18 protein-coding genes are annotated in these 19,689 nt (G+C 54.7%); 11 read left to right on the top strand and 7 right to left on the bottom strand.

All coding sequences use genetic code 11. The features are described from left to right. Positions 1 to 16: 16 nt before the first annotated feature. The 3 genes from P346_RS08415 to mtnN are packed head-to-tail and all read right to left on the bottom strand — an operon-like array spanning position 17 to position 2,159. Positions 17 to 640, bottom strand: coding sequence for a TRIC cation channel family protein (locus P346_RS08415; RefSeq protein ID WP_023334566.1), 624 nt, complete (start codon positions 638 to 640; stop codon positions 17 to 19). A 27-nt stretch (positions 641 to 667) separates the two neighbouring features. Next, on the bottom strand, positions 668 to 1,468 hold the full coding sequence (btuF, locus tag P346_RS08420; protein ID WP_032660600.1) for a vitamin B12 ABC transporter substrate-binding protein BtuF: 801 nt from the start codon (positions 1,466 to 1,468) through the stop codon (positions 668 to 670). Beyond that, positions 1,461 to 2,159, bottom strand: coding sequence for a 5'-methylthioadenosine/S-adenosylhomocysteine nucleosidase (gene mtnN / locus P346_RS08425; protein WP_014882620.1), 699 nt, complete (start codon positions 2,157 to 2,159; stop codon positions 1,461 to 1,463). Before mtnN ends, btuF begins: the two co-directional genes overlap by 8 nt. A gap of 82 nt (positions 2,160 to 2,241) precedes the next feature. Here mtnN and dgt point away from each other — a divergent pair, with 82 nt between their 5' ends. The 3 genes from dgt to cdaR all read left to right on the top strand — a co-directional run bounded on the left by dgt (position 2,242) and on the right by cdaR (position 6,628). Further along, a complete protein-coding gene (dgt, locus tag P346_RS08430) occupies positions 2,242 to 3,756 on the top strand; it encodes a dGTPase (protein WP_032660599.1) in 1,515 nt (504 codons plus the stop codon). Between the two features lie 131 nt (positions 3,757 to 3,887). Then, entirely contained in the window at positions 3,888 to 5,324 is a 1,437-nt protein-coding gene (degP, locus tag P346_RS08435; protein WP_032660596.1) for a serine endoprotease DegP, read from the top strand. A 146-nt stretch (positions 5,325 to 5,470) separates the two neighbouring features. Further along, on the top strand, positions 5,471 to 6,628 hold the full coding sequence (gene cdaR, locus P346_RS08440; protein WP_023310452.1) for a DNA-binding transcriptional regulator CdaR: 1,158 nt from the start codon (positions 5,471 to 5,473) through the stop codon (positions 6,626 to 6,628). 73 nt (positions 6,629 to 6,701) lie between these two features. Here cdaR and P346_RS08445 read toward each other — a convergent pair whose 3' ends face one another. The 4 genes from P346_RS08445 to map form a co-directional block, all read right to left on the bottom strand. Beyond that, entirely contained in the window at positions 6,702 to 7,088 is a 387-nt protein-coding gene (locus tag P346_RS08445) for a DUF3461 family protein (RefSeq protein ID WP_014168696.1), read from the bottom strand. A 111-nt stretch (positions 7,089 to 7,199) separates the two neighbouring features. After that, the gene (gene dapD, locus P346_RS08450) at positions 7,200 to 8,024 is read right to left on the bottom strand and encodes a 2,3,4,5-tetrahydropyridine-2,6-dicarboxylate N-succinyltransferase (RefSeq protein ID WP_008501915.1); all 825 of its coding nucleotides are present in this window, start codon (positions 8,022 to 8,024) and stop codon (positions 7,200 to 7,202) included. A gap of 32 nt (positions 8,025 to 8,056) precedes the next feature. Continuing rightward, complete coding sequence (gene glnD / locus P346_RS08455; RefSeq protein ID WP_029741204.1) at positions 8,057 to 10,732, bottom strand: bifunctional uridylyltransferase/uridylyl-removing protein GlnD; 2,676 nt, start codon at positions 10,730 to 10,732, stop codon at positions 8,057 to 8,059. Positions 10,733 to 10,795: 63 nt separating this feature from the next. Continuing rightward, positions 10,796 to 11,590 carry a type I methionyl aminopeptidase gene (map, locus tag P346_RS08460; protein WP_029741203.1) on the bottom strand — a complete coding sequence of 265 codons (795 nt, stop codon included), beginning with the start codon at positions 11,588 to 11,590 and terminating at the stop codon, positions 10,796 to 10,798. 321 nt (positions 11,591 to 11,911) lie between these two features. Between map and rpsB the strand changes: the two genes are divergently transcribed. The 8 genes from rpsB (at position 11,912) to rseP (ending at position 19,681) form a co-directional block, all read left to right on the top strand. Then, the gene (gene rpsB / locus P346_RS08465) at positions 11,912 to 12,637 is read left to right on the top strand and encodes a 30S ribosomal protein S2 (protein ID WP_003856207.1); all 726 of its coding nucleotides are present in this window, start codon (positions 11,912 to 11,914) and stop codon (positions 12,635 to 12,637) included. A gap of 117 nt (positions 12,638 to 12,754) precedes the next feature. Continuing rightward, a complete protein-coding gene (tsf, locus tag P346_RS08470; protein ID WP_014882627.1) occupies positions 12,755 to 13,606 on the top strand; it encodes a translation elongation factor Ts in 852 nt (283 codons plus the stop codon). 150 nt (positions 13,607 to 13,756) lie between these two features. After that, entirely contained in the window at positions 13,757 to 14,482 is a 726-nt protein-coding gene (pyrH, locus tag P346_RS08475) for a UMP kinase (RefSeq protein WP_008501910.1), read from the top strand. A 167-nt stretch (positions 14,483 to 14,649) separates the two neighbouring features. Next, on the top strand, positions 14,650 to 15,207 hold the full coding sequence (gene frr / locus P346_RS08480) for a ribosome recycling factor (RefSeq protein ID WP_003856180.1): 558 nt from the start codon (positions 14,650 to 14,652) through the stop codon (positions 15,205 to 15,207). A gap of 95 nt (positions 15,208 to 15,302) precedes the next feature. Then, positions 15,303 to 16,502 (top strand): 1-deoxy-D-xylulose-5-phosphate reductoisomerase, encoded by a 1,200-nt coding sequence (gene ispC, locus P346_RS08485; RefSeq protein ID WP_032660592.1) that lies wholly within the window; start codon positions 15,303 to 15,305, stop codon positions 16,500 to 16,502. Between the two features lie 186 nt (positions 16,503 to 16,688). Then, positions 16,689 to 17,447 carry a (2E,6E)-farnesyl-diphosphate-specific ditrans,polycis-undecaprenyl-diphosphate synthase gene (gene ispU / locus P346_RS08490; RefSeq protein ID WP_024907522.1) on the top strand — a complete coding sequence of 253 codons (759 nt, stop codon included), beginning with the start codon at positions 16,689 to 16,691 and terminating at the stop codon, positions 17,445 to 17,447. A gap of 12 nt (positions 17,448 to 17,459) precedes the next feature. After that, the gene (gene cdsA / locus P346_RS08495) at positions 17,460 to 18,317 is read left to right on the top strand and encodes a phosphatidate cytidylyltransferase (RefSeq protein WP_032660590.1); all 858 of its coding nucleotides are present in this window, start codon (positions 17,460 to 17,462) and stop codon (positions 18,315 to 18,317) included. 11 nt (positions 18,318 to 18,328) lie between these two features. Then, the gene (gene rseP / locus P346_RS08500; protein ID WP_023310458.1) at positions 18,329 to 19,681 is read left to right on the top strand and encodes a sigma E protease regulator RseP; all 1,353 of its coding nucleotides are present in this window, start codon (positions 18,329 to 18,331) and stop codon (positions 19,679 to 19,681) included. Positions 19,682 to 19,689 lie beyond the last annotated feature (8 nt).

Here is a 19,689-nt window from a genome sequence, read left to right as displayed (position 1 = left end):
GGTTACCGTTTTGCATTTACCTGCCATTCTCATCCAGCGCAAACGTCGGCAGCTTCAGGTGCCAGCGTATCGCCGCTAAACGTATCACCAGCGTCACGACCATCCCCAGCATCGCGGCATTTTCCAGCGGGAGGGCAAAGGTGTAGTACGCGGTCGCGTGAACAATCCCGCCCACAATGCAGGCCGTCGCGTAAATTTCAGTACGCAGGATCATCGGCACTTCACGCGCCAGAATGTCGCGAATGATCCCTCCGCCCACGCCGGTTAATACACCCATGCAGATTGCCACCATCGGACCGGTACCCGCATTAAACGCCTTATTGACGCCGATACCGACAAACACGGCCAGACCCACGGCATCCAGCACCGGCAATATCCACTTGGGTAAGCGGCGGGGCTGGCGAACCAGCACAATGGTTAACAGGCAGGTGACCATCGCGACCACCAGATCGGTAGGATCTTTCACCCAAAACACCGGCCCATTCGCCAGCGCCATATCGCGGATAGTCCCGCCGCCGACGGCGGTCACGACGCCCAGCACCAGCACGCCAAACGGATCCATGCGTAGTTTTCCGGCGAGCAGAACGCCGGAGATAGCAAAAACGGCTGTGCCAAGAATATCCAGCCAATAAACGAGCATCGTTAAATCCTCGAAAAGGGTCTTATGTTAGTGACTCTCTGCCAGCGCGGCACAGAGCTGTTTTGCGGCGAGGATAATACGCGGGCTGGCGCGTTCAAACCAGTCGCTGTTGAGCGGGATCACCGGAATTTTTAGCTGCCTTTGCCAGAATTGTTCAATTTTAGGAATCTCGCTCGCATTTCCGACCACGACGATGGCCTGCGGCTGGCGCGCCAGGACCTGCTCGCGGCTCACCTGAGGCCACGGCACCCGGCTGGCAGCAAAGATGTTTTCACCGCCGCAGACTTCCAGCACCTGGTTCTGAATCGACCCTTTTCCGGTGGTAAACAGCGGCTGGCTGCCAAACTGCAGGAAGATGCGCTTTTTAACAGGGGTATCGTATCGGGATTTCAGCGCGGCATAGTCGCTCAGCATCTGTTTCGCCGCAGCCTCGGCTTTTTTGGGCGTAGGGCTATAGGGTGCCAGGGCGCGCAGCGCCTGAGCGACCTGCTCAATGCTGACGGCATCAATCCACATCACTTTTATGCCAAGCGAGGTGAGCTGGTTGACCTGCCGCTCGGCGTTGCCGCCGCGCCAGGCCAGCACGAGATCCGGTTTAAGCGCCACGATGCGCTCAAGGTTCATCCCCTGCCAGGTTGCCACCTGTTCAATACCCGCGGCCTGCGGTGGGTAATCCGAAAAGCTACTCACGCCAACGGGCGTGATCCCGGCGGCAAACGCCAGTTCCGTATTTGCGGGAGAGAGAGTAATCACGCGCGGTAACGCATAGAGGCACAGCGGTGCGAGAAGAAGCAGGGCGGCCAGCGCCCTGACGGTATGTTTAGCCACGTGCCAGATTCTGCACCAGGCGTTCCACCATCACGGTGGACTGTTTTGCCGCAACGGTCAGGAACTCGTCGAAGCTGATGTGTGACTGCTGGTCTGCCACGTCAGAGATGGCGCGAACCACCACGAACGGAACGCTGAAGTTATGGCAAACATGAGCGATCGCGGTCGCTTCCATCTCAACGGCCACCGCCTGAGGGAAGTTATGACGGATTTTCGCCAGACCAACGGAGCCGTTGATGAAGGCATCACCGCTGACAATCAGACCGCGTACCGCGTTGAGGTTGAGTTCTGCGATGCAGGTCTCAGCCGCCGCAATCAGCTTGTCGTCGGCTTTAAAGCCAGCAGGGCAGCCCGGGAGCTGGCCGTACTCGTAACCGAACGCGGTTACGTCGGCATCGTGGTAACGCGCTTCGTCGGAGACAACGATATCGCCCACTTTCAGCGTCGGCGCCAGGCCGCCCGCAGAGCCGGTATTCACGATCACGTCCGGCTTGCAGCGCTCAAGCAGCAGGGTTGCACCCAGCGCAGCAGCCACTTTACCGATGCCTGATTTCAGCAGAGCCACGTCAACACCGTTCAGCTGGCCGGTGTAGATCTCACAACCTCCCAGAGAGAGGGTCTGACGGTTCTCAATTTTGTCACGCAGCAGCGTAACTTCTTCTTCCATTGCACCAATAATGCCGATTTTCATAGATTTACTCGCGATGTGCCTTGTTAAGATGCATAGTCTATCATGCGGTTAAGGGGAAACGCATTCTCACGCGGGGGAGCACATGGCACCAATCGATTTTCGCACCAAAATTAACTGGCACCGACGTTTCCGTTCGCCGCAGGGCGACAAGAGCGAACATGAGATCCTGCGTATCTTCGAAAGCGATCGCGGGAGGATCATTAACTCGCCCGCTATCAGGCGCTTGCAGCAAAAGACCCAGGTGTTCCCGCTGGAGCGTAACGCCGCGGTGCGCACGCGCTTAACCCACTCGATGGAAGTGCAGCAGGTTGGGCGCTACATTGCCAAAGAGATTTTGAGCCGTCTCAAAGAGCAGCGTTTACTGGAAGCCTATGGTCTGGACGAGCTGACGGGGCCCTTCGAGAGCATTGTTGAGATGGCCTGCCTGATGCATGACATCGGCAACCCGCCTTTCGGCCACTTTGGTGAGGCGGCTATCAATGACTGGTTTAAGCAGCGGCTTTATCCTTCAGATGCGGTAAGCCAGCCCCTCAGCGATGACCGCTGCATCGTACGCGATTTACGCCTGCGTGAAGGTGAAGAGCGGCTGAACGATCTGCGCCGCAAAGTGCGCCAGGATTTGTGTCACTTCGAGGGCAACGCGCAGGGGATCCGGCTGGTTCATTCCCTGATGCGCATGAACCTGACCTGGGCCCAGGTCGGCTGCATTCTGAAATATACCCGCCCCGCGTGGTGGATGGGGGAGACGTCCGCGTCCCACAGTTATTTAATGAAAAAACCGGGCTATTACCTTTCCGAAGAGGCCTATATTGAACGGCTACGTAAAGAACTTTCATTGACGCCAAACGGCCGCTTTCCATTGACCTGGATTATGGAAGCCGCCGATGATATTTCCTATTGCGTGGCCGATCTGGAAGATGCCGTTGAGAAAAGAATCTTCAGCGTCGAGGAGCTTTATCAGCATCTTCATGCGGCCTGGGGTGCCCATGAAAAAGGCTCGCTGTTTGCGCAGGTTGTCGAAAATGCCTGGGAAAAATCGCGCTCAAATACATTAAGCCGCAGTACGGAAGACCAGTTCTTTATGTATTTGCGGGTCAATACATTAAATAAACTGGTGCCGTATGCGGCGTCGCGTTTTATTGATAATTTGCCGCTCATTTTCAGCGGGGAATTCAACCACGCGCTGCTGGAAGATGACAGCAGCTTCAGTCAACTCCTTGAGCTTTATAAACAGGTGGCGATGCGGCATGTATTCAGCCATCCGGATGTCGAGCAGTTAGAGCTGCAGGGCTATCGGGTAATCAGTGGGTTACTGGAAATTTATTCCCCGTTGCTCCAGCTGTCGGTCGACGAATTTAGCGAGCTTGTGGAACACGAGCGCGTGCGCAGAATACCTATCGAATCGCGGCTTTATCAGAAACTCTCAACCCGGCATCGTCTGGCGTATGTTGAAGCGATTGGCAAGCTGGAACGCAACTCTCCCGAATGGCCGGTGATGGAATATTATTATCGCTGCCGTCTTATCCAGGACTATATCAGCGGCATGACGGATTTGTATGCCTGGGATGAATACCGCAAGCTGATGGCGGTGGAATAATCCCGGAGTTTTGTAAAGACGGCCAATAAATTTTTACCTTTTCCATAAACTTATCGCCGGAACTAAGCGGTATAAAACGAATCTGAGTTACACAGCAATTTTGCGTTACCTGTAAATCGAGATTGAGAAACATGAAAAAAACCACATTAGCAATGAGTGCACTGGCTCTGAGTTTAGGTTTAGCGCTGTCTCCTCTGACTGCTACTGCAGCCGAGACCGCGTCGTCGTCGGCAACCGCGCAGCAGATGCCAAGCCTGGCACCGATGCTCGAAAAAGTGATGCCATCGGTGGTGAGTATTAACGTTGAGGGCAGCACGACCGTCAATACGCCGCGTATGCCGCGTAACTTCCAGCAGTTCTTCGGCGACAACTCGCCGTTCTGCCAGGACGGTTCGCCATTCCAGAGCTCTCCGTTCTGTCAGGGCGGCGGTACCGGGGATGACAGCCAGGGCGGCGGCCAGCAGCAGAAATTCATGGCGCTTGGCTCGGGGGTAATTATTGATGCGGCGAAAGGCTACGTCGTCACCAATAACCATGTTGTCGATAACGCTAACAGCATTAAGGTTCAGCTGAGCGATGGCCGCAAGTTCGACGCGAAAGTGGTGGGTAAAGACCCGCGCTCCGACATCGCGCTGATCCAGATCCAGGATCCGAAAAACCTGACGGCGATTAAAATTGCCGACTCTGACGCGCTGCGCGTGGGCGACTATACCGTGGCGATCGGTAACCCGTTCGGTCTGGGTGAAACCGTGACCTCGGGTATCGTCTCAGCGCTGGGTCGTAGCGGCCTGAACGCGGAAAACTACGAAAACTTTATCCAGACGGATGCGGCGATCAACCGCGGTAACTCCGGCGGTGCGCTGGTGAACCTGAACGGTGAGCTGATCGGTATCAACACCGCGATCCTGGCACCGGACGGCGGCAACATCGGGATCGGCTTTGCTATCCCAAGTAACATGGTGAAAAACCTGACCGCCCAGATGGTCCAGTATGGCCAGGTGAAACGCGGCGAGCTGGGTATCCTCGGGACTGAGCTGAACTCCGAACTGGCTAAGGCGATGAAAGTTGACGCCCAGCGCGGGGCATTCGTCAGCCAGGTGATGCCGAACTCCTCCGCGGCGAAAGCGGGCATTAAAGCGGGGGATGTTATCACCTCCCTGAACGGTAAGCCGATCAGCAGCTTTGCCGCCCTGCGTGCCGAAGTGGGCTCTATGCCGATTGGCAGTAAAGTGACCCTTGGCCTGCTGCGCGACGGTAAGCCGGTTAACGTGAGCCTGGAGCTGCAGCAGAGCAGCCAGAATCAGGTGGATTCCAGCACCATCTTCAGCGGTATTGAAGGTGCCGAGATGAGCAATAAAGGCGCAGACAAAGGCGTGGTGGTGAATAACGTGAAAGCGAATTCACCGGCAGCCCGTATCGGCCTGAAAAAAGGCGATGTGATCATGGGCGCTAACCAGCAGCCGGTGAAAAACATCGCTGAACTGCGCAAAATTCTCGACAGCAAGCCTTCCGTGCTGGCGCTGAATATCCAGCGTGGTGATTCCTCTCTTTATCTGCTGATGCAGTAATCCTCTGAAGCCCCTGTTCGCAGGGGCTTTCTCTTTTCTGTGATTCTTGCCACAACTCCATACTTCTCCCTCTCTCTTTGTGCATTCGCACAATGCAGCCGTCGCTGAACTTCCCTATGCTTGAGCTCTGCTCACGGGAGGGTTCTATGGCTGGCTGGCATCTTGATACCAAAATGGCGCAGGATATCGTGGCGCGCACCATGCGCATCATTGATACCAATATCAACGTGATGGATGCCCGCGGGCGCATTATTGGCAGCGGCGATCGCGAGCGTATTGGGGAATTGCACGAAGGTGCGCTGCTGGTGCTTTCCCAGGGGCGGGTCGTGGATATCGACGATGCGGTAGCGAAACATCTGCACGGCGTACGCCAGGGCATTAATTTACCGCTGCGCCTTGAAGGCGAGATTGTGGGGGTAATTGGCCTGACCGGCGAGCCCGAGTCACTGCGAAAATACGGTGAGCTGGTCTGTATGACGGCTGAGATGATGCTGGAGCAGTCGCGCCTGATGCACCTGCTTGCCCAGGACAGCCGCCTGCGTGAAGAGCTGGTGATGAATCTTATTCAGGCGGAAGAGCATACGCCTGCGCTCAGCGAATGGGCGCAGCGTCTGGGGATCGATCTGAACCAGCCGCGCGTGGTGGCGGTCATTGAGGTCGATAGCGGCCAGCTTGGCGTAGACAGCGCGATGGCCGAGCTGCAGCAGCTGCAAAACGCGCTGGCGACGCCGGAGCGCGATAACCTGGTGGCGATCGTTTCTCTGACTGAAATGGTGGTCCTCAAACCGGCGCTCAATGCGTTCGGCCGCTGGGATGCCGACGATCATCGTCGTCGCGTGGAGCAGCTGATCTCCCGTATGGAGGAGAATGGCCAGCTGCGTTTTCGCGTTGCGCTGGGCAACTACTTTACCGGGCCGGGCAGTATCGCCCGCTCCTGGCGTACCGCGCGCACCACCATGATGGTGGGCAAGCAGCGGATGCCGGAGAGCCGCAGCTATTTCTATCAGGATCTGATGCTGCCGGTGCTGCTCGACAGCCTGCGCGGGGGCTGGCAGGCCAATGAGCTGGCGCGGCCATTAGCGCGTCTGAAAGCCATGGACAACAACGGCCTGCTGCGCCGGACGCTGCAGGCGTGGTTCCGCCATAACGTCCAGCCGCTGGCGACCTCAAAGGCGCTGTTTATTCACCGCAATACGCTGGAGTATCGGTTAAACCGCATTTCAGAGCTGACGGGGCTGGATCTGGGAAACTTTGACGACAGGCTGCTGCTGTATGTGGCGCTGCAGCTGGACGAGCAGAGATAATATTGTATGCGGTTTTCACCCTCTCCCAGTGGGAGAGGGCCGGGGTGAGGGCATCAGGCCGCACCTGACTTATTTATTTCCGCGTTAATTTCTCAAGATCCGCTTCAATCTCGCTGATCTTATTCGTTACAACGCTTTCAAGGTGACGCAGATCGTCAAGGATCTTACGCTTGAGATCGACTTCGGTGCGGTCGCGCTGGCAGATCTGATCGAGTTCATCGATCACATAGCGCAGGTTAGGGCTGATTTCCTGTACTTCTTTGTATCCCTGTCCTACGCCGTCAGCAACAACGGTCTTACGCTGGCGTGGATATTTAAACTTCACGCTTTTGGCGAAAAACTCTCCTTTGTCCTTGTGAAAATAGATTTTCAGAATATCGTTATTGGCTTCCTGACGGAGGCTGTAACGATCAATTTCATCAGGATTGGTAATGCCCAGACTTTTCAGATTATCGTACATAGCGGTACCCTTGATCTCAACATAACCTTTGAATAATTAACGAAAAAATCTATTTTCGCCACCCTCAGATATAAAAAAAGCGGGGTTGCCCCCGCTTTTTGTTATACCCGATTAATCGATGGTGCGCAGCAATTCATTGATGCCCACTTTACCGCGCGTTTTCGCATCCACTTTCTTCACGATAACCGCACAGTACAGGCTGTATTTGCCATCTTTTGACGGCAGGTTGCCGGAAACCACTACGGAGCCCGCCGGAACGCGACCGTAGTGAACTTCGCCGGTTTCACGGTCGTAAATACGGGTGCTCTGGCCGATGTAAACGCCCATGGAGATCACGGAACCTTCTTCAACGATCACGCCTTCAACCACTTCAGAGCGCGCGCCGATGAAGCAGTTGTCTTCGATGATGGTCGGGTTAGCCTGCAGTGGCTCCAGAACACCACCGATGCCCACGCCGCCGGACAGGTGAACGTTTTTACCGATCTGCGCGCAGGAACCGACTGTCGCCCAGGTGTCAACCATGGTGCCTTCGTCAACGTAGGCACCGATGTTCACGTAGGATGGCATCAGCACGGTGTTGCGTGCGATGAATGCGCCCTGACGAACCGCCGCAGGCGGTACCACGCGGAACCCTTCTTTCTGGAAACGCGCTTCGTCGTAGTCAGCGAATTTCATTGGCACTTTATCGAAGTAGCGGCTTTCAGCTCCGTCGATAACCTGGTTATCGTTGATACGGAAAGAGAGCAGCACGGCTTTCTTCAGCCATTGATGAGTGACCCACTGACCGTCGATTTTTTCTGCAACGCGCAGCGCGCCGGAATCCAGAAGGGAAATCACCTGGTTTACCGCTTCACGGGTCACGGTATCCACATTTGCCGGGGTAATCTCGGCGCGACGCTCAAAAGCGGACTCAATAACGTTCTGTAACTGCTGCATTGTTTACTCTTTCCATTTCACTAAAAAACATATCACCCTTTATCGTTTGGATTGAGGGCTGCTGTCAACCGTTGTTGCACTTCAAGCTGCAGGTCATTATTAAGGGCACGCCGGTCCGCTGTCGCGATTATAAATAAATCTTCTACTCGCTCGCCAATCGTTGTAATTCGGGCGCCGTGGAGCGAAATTCCCAGATCGGCAAAAACCTGGCCGACGCGGGCAAGCAGCCCCGGCTGGTCGAGCGCGATCAGCTCCAGGAACGATTTACGGTCGGTGTGGGTCGGCAGGAAATTGACCTCGGTATCGACGGTAAAGTGGCGCAATTTCGCCGGCTGGCGACGCGGCTGCGGGGGCTGCCAGCTGCGCTGGGTAATCGCCTGTTCCAGACCAAAACGTATCCCTTCATGCCTGTCCGACGAGAGAGGGCTGCCGTCCGGCTCAAGCACGATAAAGGTGTCCATCGCCATGCCGTCGCGGGTGGTGAAAATCTGCGCGTCGTGAACGCTCAGGTTACGCCTGTCCAGCTCGGCGCAGACCGCAGCAAACAGATAAGGTCGGTCCGGGCTCCAGATGAAAATCTCCGTCCCGCCGCGGGTGGCCTGCGGGCTTAGCAGGATCATCGGCTGGGACAGATCGTGCTTGAGCAGATGCCGCGCGTGCCACGCAAGCTGGTTTGGGCTATGGCGGACAAAATAGTTGGCGCGGCAGCGGGCCCAAATCTGATGCAGTGCCTCTTCATCAATGTTATCCATCCGCAGCAGCGCCAGCGCCTGGAGCTGGTGATGGCGCACGCGTTCGCGCATGTCCGGGGTGTTTTGCATCCCGCGACGCAGCTGTTTTTCGGTGGCGAAGTACAGCTCGCGCAGCAGGCTCTGCTTCCAGCTGTTCCACAGGGTCTCGTTGGTGGCGCAGATATCGGCCACCGTCAGGCAGACCAGATAGCGCAGACGGTTTTCCGTCTGAACCTCTTCCGCGAACTGCTTGATCACTTCCGGATCCTGAATGTCACGACGCTGCGCGGTGACCGACATCAGCAGGTGATGGCGCACCAGCCAGGCCACCAGCTGCGTTTCACGCGAGTTCAGGCCGTGCAGTTCGGCAAATTTCAGCACGTCCTGCGCGCCCAGCACCGAATGGTCACCGCCGCGACCTTTGGCGATATCGTGGAACAGGGCGGCAATCAGGATCAGTTCCGGATGAGTCAGGCGCGGCCACAGCTCCACGCACAGCGGGTGGCGGGAGCGCGTCTCTTCTTTCGCAAAGCTTTCCAGCTTGAGCATCACGCGGATCGTGTGTTCATCCACCGTGTAGGCGTGGAACAGATCGAACTGCATTTGCCCGACAATGTGCGACCACTGCGGCATATAGGCCCACAGCACGCTGTGGCGGTGCATCGGCAGCAGGCCGCGGCTGACGGCGCCCGGGTGGCGGAGCATGCTCAGGAACAGCGAACGCGCCTCCGGGATATAGCACAGCGGCTGCGTCAGATGACGGCGCGCATGGCGCAGATGGCGCAGGGTGGTGGAGTAGATCCCGGTGATGGTGCTGTTGCGCACCATGGTATAGAACATCCGCAGAATCGCTTCCGGCTCGCGGATGAACAGCGTTTCGTCGCGCAGATCGATAAGCGTGCCGCGCAGCTGGAATTCGTCATCAATCGGGCGCGGTTTCTCGTCCGCCGTCAGGGCCAGAATGGCCTCGTCGAACAGCTGCAACAGCATCTGGTTCAGCTCGGTCACCCGGCGGGTGACGCGGAAGAAATCCTTCATCATGTGCTCAACCGGCTCGTTGCCTTCGCCCTGATAATTCAGGCGCTGAGCCACGCTGAGCTGGCGGTCGAACAGCAGACGGTTATCGTAGCGGGTGACTTCCAGATGCAGGGCAAACCGGATGCGCCACAGCAGGTGCAGGCACTCGTTCAGCTCGTTACGCTCGGCCTCGGTTAAAAAGCCGAAGCCGACCATCTCGTCCATCGAAGTGGCGCCAAAATGGCGGCGGGCGACCCACTGCAGGGTGTGGATGTCGCGAAGGCCGCCGGGGCTGCTTTTAATATCGGGCTCAAGATTATAGCTGGTGCCGTGGTAGCGCTGGTGGCGCTGGTTTTGCTCCTCGACCTTCGCGGCGAAGAACTTTTCTGACGGCCAGAAGCCGTCGCTGAAGATGTGCTTTTGCAGCTCCAGAAATAGGGCGACGTCGCCAATCAGGAGGCGGGTTTCAATCAGGTTGGTGGCGACGGTCAGGTCCGATAACCCTTCCAGCAGACACTCTTCCAGGGTACGCACGCTGTGGCCGACCTCCAGCTTTACGTCCCAGAGCAGCGTCAGCAGTTCGCCAATTTTTTGCGCCTGTTCGTCCGGCAGCTTTTTGCGGCTTAAGATCAGCAGATCGATATCGGAAAGCGGATGCAGCTCACCGCGGCCATAGCCCCCGACGGCAACCAGCGCAACATCACTGATTTGCCCAAACCCGTAATCGATCCACAGGCGCTGCAGCAGCTGGTCGATAAATTCGGTGCGCGCTTCAATGAGCTGCTCGGCCGACACGCCTGCGTCGAACGCGCTGCCCAGCCAGCGATGGAAAACATCCATATGGGCTTTAATATGCGCGCAGGTCAGCTCGTGCGACGGCCAGACGCCCGGGTTATCGGGCTGGTCGGGGAGGGTGGGAAGTGCTGTGTTAGCATACTGTTCGGGTAAAAGATTACTCATCGTGCGCCACCCATAAGAAAAAGCTATAGCCATTAAAAAAGCCGGCATTTGCCGGCTTTTTTATCATTCATCGTGCGTCAGTATCGCCGGGATGGTGTCATCCTTGCGCAACGTCATAATTTCGCAGCCGTTGTCTGTTACCACAATAGTATGCTCGTACTGCGCAGACAAGCTTCTGTCTTTGGTTTTCACCGTCCAGCCGTCTTTCATTGTACGGATGCGATAGTCACCCGCGTTGACCATCGGCTCAATGGTAAAGGTCATGCCTTTTTGCAGCACCACGCCGCCGTCATCTGCGTCATAGTGCAGGACCTGCGGTTCTTCATGGAAGACGCGACCAATGCCGTGACCGCAGTACTCGCGCACCACGGAGAAACCTTCTGCTTCCACAAACTTCTGGATTGCCGCACCGATGGTACGCAGGCGAATACCCGGTTTAACCATTTTCAGCGCCAGGTAGAGGCTGTCCTGGGTAACCTTGCACAGACGCTCGCCAAGAATAGTCGGCTTGCCAACGATGAACATTTTTGAGGTGTCACCGTGGTACTCGTCTTTAATGACGGTCACGTCGATGTTGACGATGTCGCCATCTTTCAGCAGTTTTTCATCGTCCGGGATACCGTGGCAAACCACTTCATTAATAGAGATGCAGACGGATTTCGGGAAACCGTGGTAGCCGAGGCAGGCGGAAACCGCGTGCTGCTCGTTCACGATATAGTCGTTACAGATACGGTCCAGTTCACCGGTGCTGACGCCCGGCTTCACGAACGGCTCGATCATTTCCAGCACTTCCGCGGCCAGACGACCGGCGACGCGCATCTTTTCAATTTCTTCAGGTGTCTTAATAGAGATAGCCATGTAATCTGTCCATCGGTGTCGATTTTTTCGACAATACTAGTCTAAGTGTCGTCAATGGTATCAGTCAGGCACGCTCCGTGCCAAATTGAGAATCATTAACAGCACACTCCGCCAACAACTGTTGGTTTCTGGTCGTGTTTTGTGGTATAAAGCGCGCCGGACTTCCGATCCATTTCATATACACAGAATGGACGGAGGCGACAAATCTCACTTTGTGTAACAACACACACGTATCGGCACATATTCCGGGGTGCCCTTCGGGGTCGGTAATATGGGATACGTGGAGGCATAACCCCAACTTTCAATATAGAGGTTTTAAACATGGCAACTGTTTCCATGCGCGACATGCTCAAGGCTGGTGTTCACTTTGGTCACCAGACCCGTTACTGGAACCCGAAAATGAAGCCTTTCATCTTCGGCGCACGTAACAAAGTTCACATCATCAACCTTGAGAAAACTGTACCAATGTTCAACGAAGCCCTGGCTGAGCTGAACAAGATCTCTTCCCGTAAAGGTAAGATTCTGTTCGTTGGTACTAAGCGCGCTGCAAGCGAAGCTGTGAAAGATGCTGCTAACAGCTGCGACCAGTTCTTCGTGAACCATCGCTGGTTGGGCGGCATGCTGACCAACTGGAAAACTGTTCGTCAGTCCATCAAACGCCTGAAAGATCTGGAAACCCAGTCTCAGGACGGTACTTTCGACAAGCTGACTAAGAAAGAAGCGCTGATGCGCACTCGTGAACTGGACAAGCTGGAAAACAGCCTGGGCGGTATCAAAGATATGGGCGGCCTGCCAGACGCGCTGTTCGTAATCGATGCAGACCACGAGCACATCGCAATCAAAGAAGCTAACAACCTGGGTATCCCGGTATTCGCTATCGTTGATACCAACTCCGATCCGGACGGTGTTGACTTCGTTATCCCGGGTAACGACGACGCAATCCGTGCTGTTAGCCTGTACCTGAGCGCTGTAGCTGCTACCGTTCGTGAAGGCCGTTCCCAGGATCTGGCTTCTCAGGCGGAAGAAAGCTTCGTAGAAGCTGAATAATAAGGTTTTACCCCTTATTAGTACCGTGTATGAATAGGGGCCCATTACCGGCCCCTTTTTTCAATTTACACTGTTTGGCCCCCGGCCGGGCAGTTCACATCTCCCGAGGATTTAAGAATGGCTGAAATTACCGCATCCCTGGTAAAAGAGCTGCGCGAGCGTACTGGCGCAGGCATGATGGATTGCAAAAAAGCGCTGACTGAAGCGAACGGCGACATCGAGCTGGCAATCGAAAACATGCGTAAATCCGGTGCGATCAAAGCAGCTAAAAAAGCAGGCAACGTTGCTGCTGACGGCGTGATCATCACTAAGATCGACGGCAACTACGGCATCATTCTGGAAGTTAACTGCCAGACTGACTTCGTTGCTAAAGATGGTGGTTTCCAGGCATTTGCTAACAAAGTTCTGGACGCAGCTGTTGCTGGTAAAATCACCGACGTTGAAGTTCTGAAAGCACAGTTCGAAGAAGAACGTGTTGCGCTGGTTGCTAAAATCGGTGAGAACATCAACATCCGTCGCGTATCTTCTCTGGAAGGCGACGTTCTGGGCTCTTACCAGCACGGTGCACGTATCGGTGTTCTGGTTGCGGCTAAAGGCGCTGACGAAGAGCTGGTTAAACAGCTGGCTATGCACATCGCTGCAAGCAAACCAGAATTCGTTAAGCCAGAAGACGTGTCTGCTGAAGTGGTAGAGAAAGAGTACCAGGTTCAGCTGGACATCGCGATGCAGTCTGGTAAGCCAAAAGAAATCGCAGAGAAAATGGTTGAAGGCCGCATGAAGAAATTCACCGGCGAAGTTTCTCTGACTGGCCAGCCATTCGTAATGGACCCAAGCAAGTCTGTTGCTCAGCTGCTGAAAGAGCACAATGCTGACGTAACTGGCTTCATCCGCTTCGAAGTGGGCGAAGGCATCGAGAAAGTTGAGACTGACTTCGCAGCAGAAGTTGCTGCAATGTCCAAGCAGTCTTAATGATTGAAAAGGAGCCGCCTGAGGGCGGCTTCTTTTTGTCACCCGTCACAGGAAATCAGACAGGCTCCAGTATCGCTGTGCTGATTTGCGGCATATCATGTCGCCAGAATTAACCCCCATCTTAATCGTTGACAGTCTCAGGAAAGAAACATGGCTACCAATGCAAAACCCGTGTACAAACGCATTCTGCTTAAGCTGAGTGGCGAAGCGCTGCAGGGATCGGAAGGCTTCGGTATTGACGCAAGCATCCTTGATCGCATGGCACAGGAAATCAAAGAACTGGTCGAACTGGGTATCCAGGTTGGCGTGGTCATTGGCGGTGGCAACCTTTTCCGTGGTGCTGGTCTGGCGAAAGCGGGGATGAACCGCGTTGTGGGCGACCACATGGGTATGCTGGCAACCGTCATGAATGGCCTGGCAATGCGTGATGCACTGCACCGCGCCTATGTGAATGCCCGCCTGATGTCCGCGATTCCGCTGAATGGCGTTTGCGATAATTACAGCTGGGCAGAAGCCATCAGCCTGCTGCGCAACAACCGCGTGGTGATCCTCTCCGCCGGTACGGGTAACCCGTTCTTTACAACCGATTCCGCTGCCTGCCTGCGCGGTATCGAGATCGAAGCCGATGTGGTACTGAAAGCGACCAAAGTAGACGGCGTGTTTACTGCCGACCCGGCAAAAGATCCTTCTGCCACCATGTACGATCAGCTGAGCTACAGCGAAGTGCTGGATAAAGAGCTGAAAGTGATGGATCTTGCCGCCTTCACGCTGGCTCGCGACCACAAACTGCCGATCCGTGTCTTCAACATGAACAAGCCTGGCGCACTGCGTCGCGTGGTCATGGGCGAAAAAGAAGGCACTTTGATCACGGAATAATTTCCGTTGACGATAAATACAGGTAAGATTCCGCTTTATTTTGTAGTGGTATCTTACCCGGGCACGCCTTTGGCGTTGTCATGAATTAAACGCGACTATACTTAGCACACCTGTAGCGCTGTGCTGGCGGATAGTCTGCCTGAGACAAGTTTTCAAGGATTCGTAACGTGATTAACGACATCAGAAAAGATGCTGAAGTACGCATGGACAAATGCGTAGAAGCGTTCAAAAACCAAATCAGCAAAATCCGTACTGGCCGTGCTTCCCCAAGCCTGCTGGATGGCATCATCGTAGAATACTACGGTACGCCAACCCCTCTGCGCCAGCTGGCGAGCGTGACGGTTGAAGATACCCGTACGCTGAAAATCAACGTCTTCGACCGCTCAATGAGCCCGGCCGTTGAGAAAGCGATTATGGCCTCTGACCTCGGACTGAACCCAAGTTCTGCGGGCGCAGACATCCGTGTTCCACTGCCTCCTCTGACGGAAGAGCGCCGTAAAGATCTGATCAAAGTGGTTCGTGGCGAAGCCGAGCAGGGTCGTGTATCCGTGCGTAACGTCCGTCGCGACGCGAACGATAAAGTAAAAGCGCTGCTGAAAGAAAAAGAGATCAGCGAAGATGACGATCGTCGTTCTCAGGACGACATTCAGAAAATGACCGACGCGGCCATCAAGAAAATTGATGCGGCGCTGGCAGAAAAAGAAGCGGAACTGATGCAGTTCTGATTTCTGTCGTACACTGATAAACGCCGTTCAGAGGGACTTCGGGTCTTGCTGGCGGCGTTTTGCTTTTATCTGGTCTAACTTTTTTCGGGCATCTCATGAAGCATTTAACACTCCTCGGCTCAACCGGCTCTATCGGTTGCAACACTCTCGACGTCGTTCGCCATAATCCTGAACTTTACACCGTGACAGCGCTGGTGGCCGGTAAGAATGTGCAGCGAATGGTCGAACAGTGCCTGGAGTTTGCGCCCCGCTATGCGGTGATGGATGACGAAGAGAGCGCGCGTCTGCTGAAAGCACAGCTGCGTGAAAAGGGCAGCCGAACCGAAGTGCTGAGCGGCCAGCAGGCGGCCTGCGAGATGGCGGCGCTGGATGAGGTGGATCAGGTGATGGCGGCTATCGTCGGGGCGGCAGGATTATTGCCAACGCTTGCCGCGATTGATGCCGGTAAGGATGTTTTGCTGGCCAATAAAGAGTCGCTGGTCACCTGCGGACGCCTGTTTATGGATGCGGTGAAGCAGCGCGGCGCGCGTCTTTTGCCGGTCGACAGCGAGCACAACGCGATTTTTCAGAGTTTACCGCAACCTTTTCAACAGAACCTGGGGTACGCTGACCTGGAGCAGAATGGCGTGGTGTCTATTCTGCTTACCGGGTCTGGTGGCCCGTTTCGTGAAACGCCACTGTCTGAACTGCGTGCGATGACACCGGATCAGGCGTGCCGTCATCCGAACTGGTCGATGGGGCGTAAAATTTCCGTTGATTCTGCCACCATGATGAACAAAGGTCTGGAATACATTGAAGCGCGCTGGCTGTTTAATGCGTCAGCGAAACAGATGGAAGTACTGATTCACCCGCAATCGGTGATTCACTCGATGGTGCGTTATCAGGATGGCAGCGTGCTGGCACAGCTGGGCGAGCCGGACATGCGTACGCCGATTGCCCATTCAATGGCGTGGCCAAATCGAGTGAAATCCGGCGTGAAGCCGCTTGATTTCTGCAAGCTAAGTTCCCTGACGTTCAGTGAACCAGACTACGACCGCTATCCTTGTCTGAAGCTTGCGATGAATGCCTTTGACCAAGGGCAGGCGGCGACGACGGCACTTAATGCAGCCAATGAAATTACCGTTGAGGCATTTCTGAATCAGCAAATTCGTTTTACCGATATCGCGTCGCTTAATTTATCGGTACTGGAGATGATGGATTTGCGCGAACCACAAAGCGTGGAAGAGGTGCTGGCGGTGGATGCAGCTGCGCGTAATATTGCGCGCCAACAGGTGACACGTCTCGCAAGCTGGTGATAAAGCAAGCACTAGTCGTCGTGCTATTTGTTAGCGTTGGGCTTCAGTGATATAGTCTGCGCCACCTGATCGCAGGTATTTGACTTAATGTGGTCAGGTGAGCCGTGGTTTGACACGGCTTTTTTATGTATAGGCTTCAGTATTCCTGAGTACCGTTAAATCCTTTTCAGGGACAAAAAACGCGTTATGTTGTCTGCGAATCAACCAATAAGCGAAAATTTGCCAGCTCATGGCTGCCGTCATGTAGCAATCATTATGGATGGCAATGGCCGCTGGGCGAAAAGACAAGGGAAGATACGAGCCTTTGGGCATAAAGCGGGGGCGAAATCCGTTCGCCGCGCCGTTTCTTTTGCCGCCAACAACGGCATTGATGCGTTAACGCTCTATGCTTTTAGCAGTGAAAACTGGAATCGACCTCTGCAGGAAGTGACTGCGTTGATGGAATTGTTTGTGTGGGCGCTAGACAGCGAAGTAAAAAGCCTGCACCGCCATAACGTCCGCCTGCGTATCATTGGCGATACCAGTCGTTTCAACTCACGTTTGCAGGAACGGATTCGCAAAGCTGAAGCGCTGACGGAAAATAATACCGGTTTGACGCTGAATATTGCGGCGAATTACGGCGGACGCTGGGATATTATCCAGGGCGTTCGGCATCTGGCCGAACAGGTTCAGGAAGGGCTGTTGAGACCCGACCAAATTGATGAAGAGGCGCTGAGCAAGCAAATCTGCATGAATGAACAGGCACCTGTGGATTTGGTAATTAGGACAGGGGGGGAACATCGCATAAGTAACTTTTTGATATGGCAAATTGCCTATGCCGAACTTTACTTTACGGATGTTCTTTGGCCCGATTTTGATGAACAAGACTTTGAAGGTGCGCTGCATGCCTTTGCCAATCGAGAGCGTCGTTTCGGCGGCACCGAGCCTGGTGGCGACAAAGCCTGATGGGGGTAGCTTTTGCTGAAGTATCGCCTGATTTCCGCTTTTGTATTAATACCCATTGTCATTGCGGCGCTGTTTTTACTGCCCCCGGTGGGATTCGCTATTGTCACGCTGGTGGTGTGCATGCTCGCCGCGTGGGAATGGGGACAGTTTAGCGGCTTTACCTCGCGCACTCAGCGAGTATGGCTTGCGGTACTTTGTGGCTTTATCCTGGCCATAATGCTGTTTACGTTGCCTGAATATCACCATGATATTCATCAGCCCCTGGTTGCCGGTTCCTTGTGGATATCGCTGGCCTGGTGGGTTGCCGCGCTGTTGCTGGTTCTTTTTTATCCAGGTTCCGCGTCATTGTGGCGTAATTCAAAAGTGCTGCGACTGATTTTTGGCTTGCTCACAATTATTCCTTTTTTCTGGGGTATGGTTGCGCTGCGAGCGTGGCACTACGACGAAAACCACTACAGCGGTGCGATCTGGCTGCTTTATGTGATGATTCTGGTCTGGGGGGCTGACTCCGGGGCCTATATGTTTGGTAAACTGTTTGGCAAACATAAGCTGGCACCGAAGGTTTCCCCGGGCAAAACCTGGCAAGGATTCATCGGCGGCCTGTTTACGGCAGCGATCATCTCCTGGGGCTACGGCGTCTGGGCGAATCTTGAAGTGGCACCGTCAATACTGCTGGTGTGCTCGATTTTTGCTGCGCTTGCCTCCGTGCTCGGTGATTTAACCGAAAGTATGTTTAAGCGTGAAGCAGGGATTAAGGACAGCGGACACCTGATTCCAGGGCATGGCGGTATACTGGATCGCATTGATAGCCTTACAGCGGCTGTTCCAGTGTTTGCGTGTTTGCTTTTACTGGTATTCGGGACGATTTAACGGAAGGTTTTATGCTGAGCATTCTCTGGAATCTGGCGGCGTTCATTGTTGCACTGGGTGTACTGATTACCGTGCATGAATTTGGCCATTTCTGGGTTGCTCGCCGCTGTGGCGTGCGCGTAGAGCGATTTTCCATCGGTTTTGGTAAATCACTTTGGACGCGCACCGACCGCCACGGCACGGAATTTGTCATTGCCCTTATCCCGCTGGGCGGCTACGTCAAAATGCTCGACGAACGCGTCGAGCCTGTCGCTCCTGAGCTGCGACACAGCGCATTCAACAATAAAACCGTTGGACAACGCGCCGCCATCATTGCTGCCGGACCGGTAGCCAACTTCATCTTTGCGATTTTCGCTTACTGGCTGGTGTTTATCATCGGTGTCCCTGGCGTACGTCCGGTGGTGGGTGAAATTGCCCCCAACTCCATCGCGGCAAGTGCGCAAATTACATCCGGGATGGAACTTAAAGCGATTGATGGCATCGAAACCCCTGATTGGGATGCCGTGCGACTGCAGCTGGTAGCTAAAATTGGCGATCCGCAGACCACCATCAGCGTATCGCCGTTTGGTTCAGATACGCGTCAGGACAAAGTACTCGATTTACGTCACTGGCGTTTCGAGCCGGACAAAGAGGATCCCGTCGCTGCGCTGGGCATTCGTCCACGCGGCGCGCAGATTGAGCCGGTGTTAGCCGAAGTACAGGCAAATTCGGCGGCGAGCAAAGCGGGTTTGCAAGCGGGCGACAGGATCGTTAAAGTCGATGGTCAACCATTAACAGAGTGGATGACCTTTGTTACTCTGGTGCGCGATAATCCGGGAACGTCTCTCGCGCTGGAAGTTGAAAGGCAGGGCAGTCCGCTTTCGCTGACGCTGATCCCGGATACGAAGTCGGTCGGCAAAAAGGCAGAAGGGTTCGCAGGCGTTGTGCCGAAAGTGATCCCGCTGCCAGATGAGTACAAGACAATACGCCAGTATGGGCCGTTCAGCGCCATCCTTGAAGCCACGGATAAAACATGGCAACTGATGAAGCTGACGGTCAACATGTTGGGGAAATTGATAACCGGTGATGTGAAACTGAACAACCTCAGTGGGCCAATTTCGATTGCTCAGGGGGCTGGGATGTCAGCGGAATTCGGGGTGATTTACTATCTCATGTTCCTCGCGCTCATTAGCGTGAACCTTGGGATAATCAACCTGTTCCCGCTTCCCGTTTTAGACGGGGGTCATCTGCTGTTTTTAGCGATTGAAAAGCTAAAAGGCGGACCGGTATCCGAGCGAGTTCAAGACTTTAGTTATCGCATTGGCTCGATTTTGCTGGTGCTGTTAATGGGGCTTGCACTTTTCAATGATTTCTCTCGGTTGTAAGAGAGTGT

The sequence above is a fragment of the Enterobacter sp. DC1 genome (genome assembly GCF_000568075.1).
GTDB lineage: Bacteria > Pseudomonadota > Gammaproteobacteria > Enterobacterales > Enterobacteriaceae > Enterobacter > Enterobacter asburiae.
The sequence above is the reverse complement of the archived record's forward strand: the minus strand, read 5'-3'. Positions and strand labels throughout refer to the sequence as shown.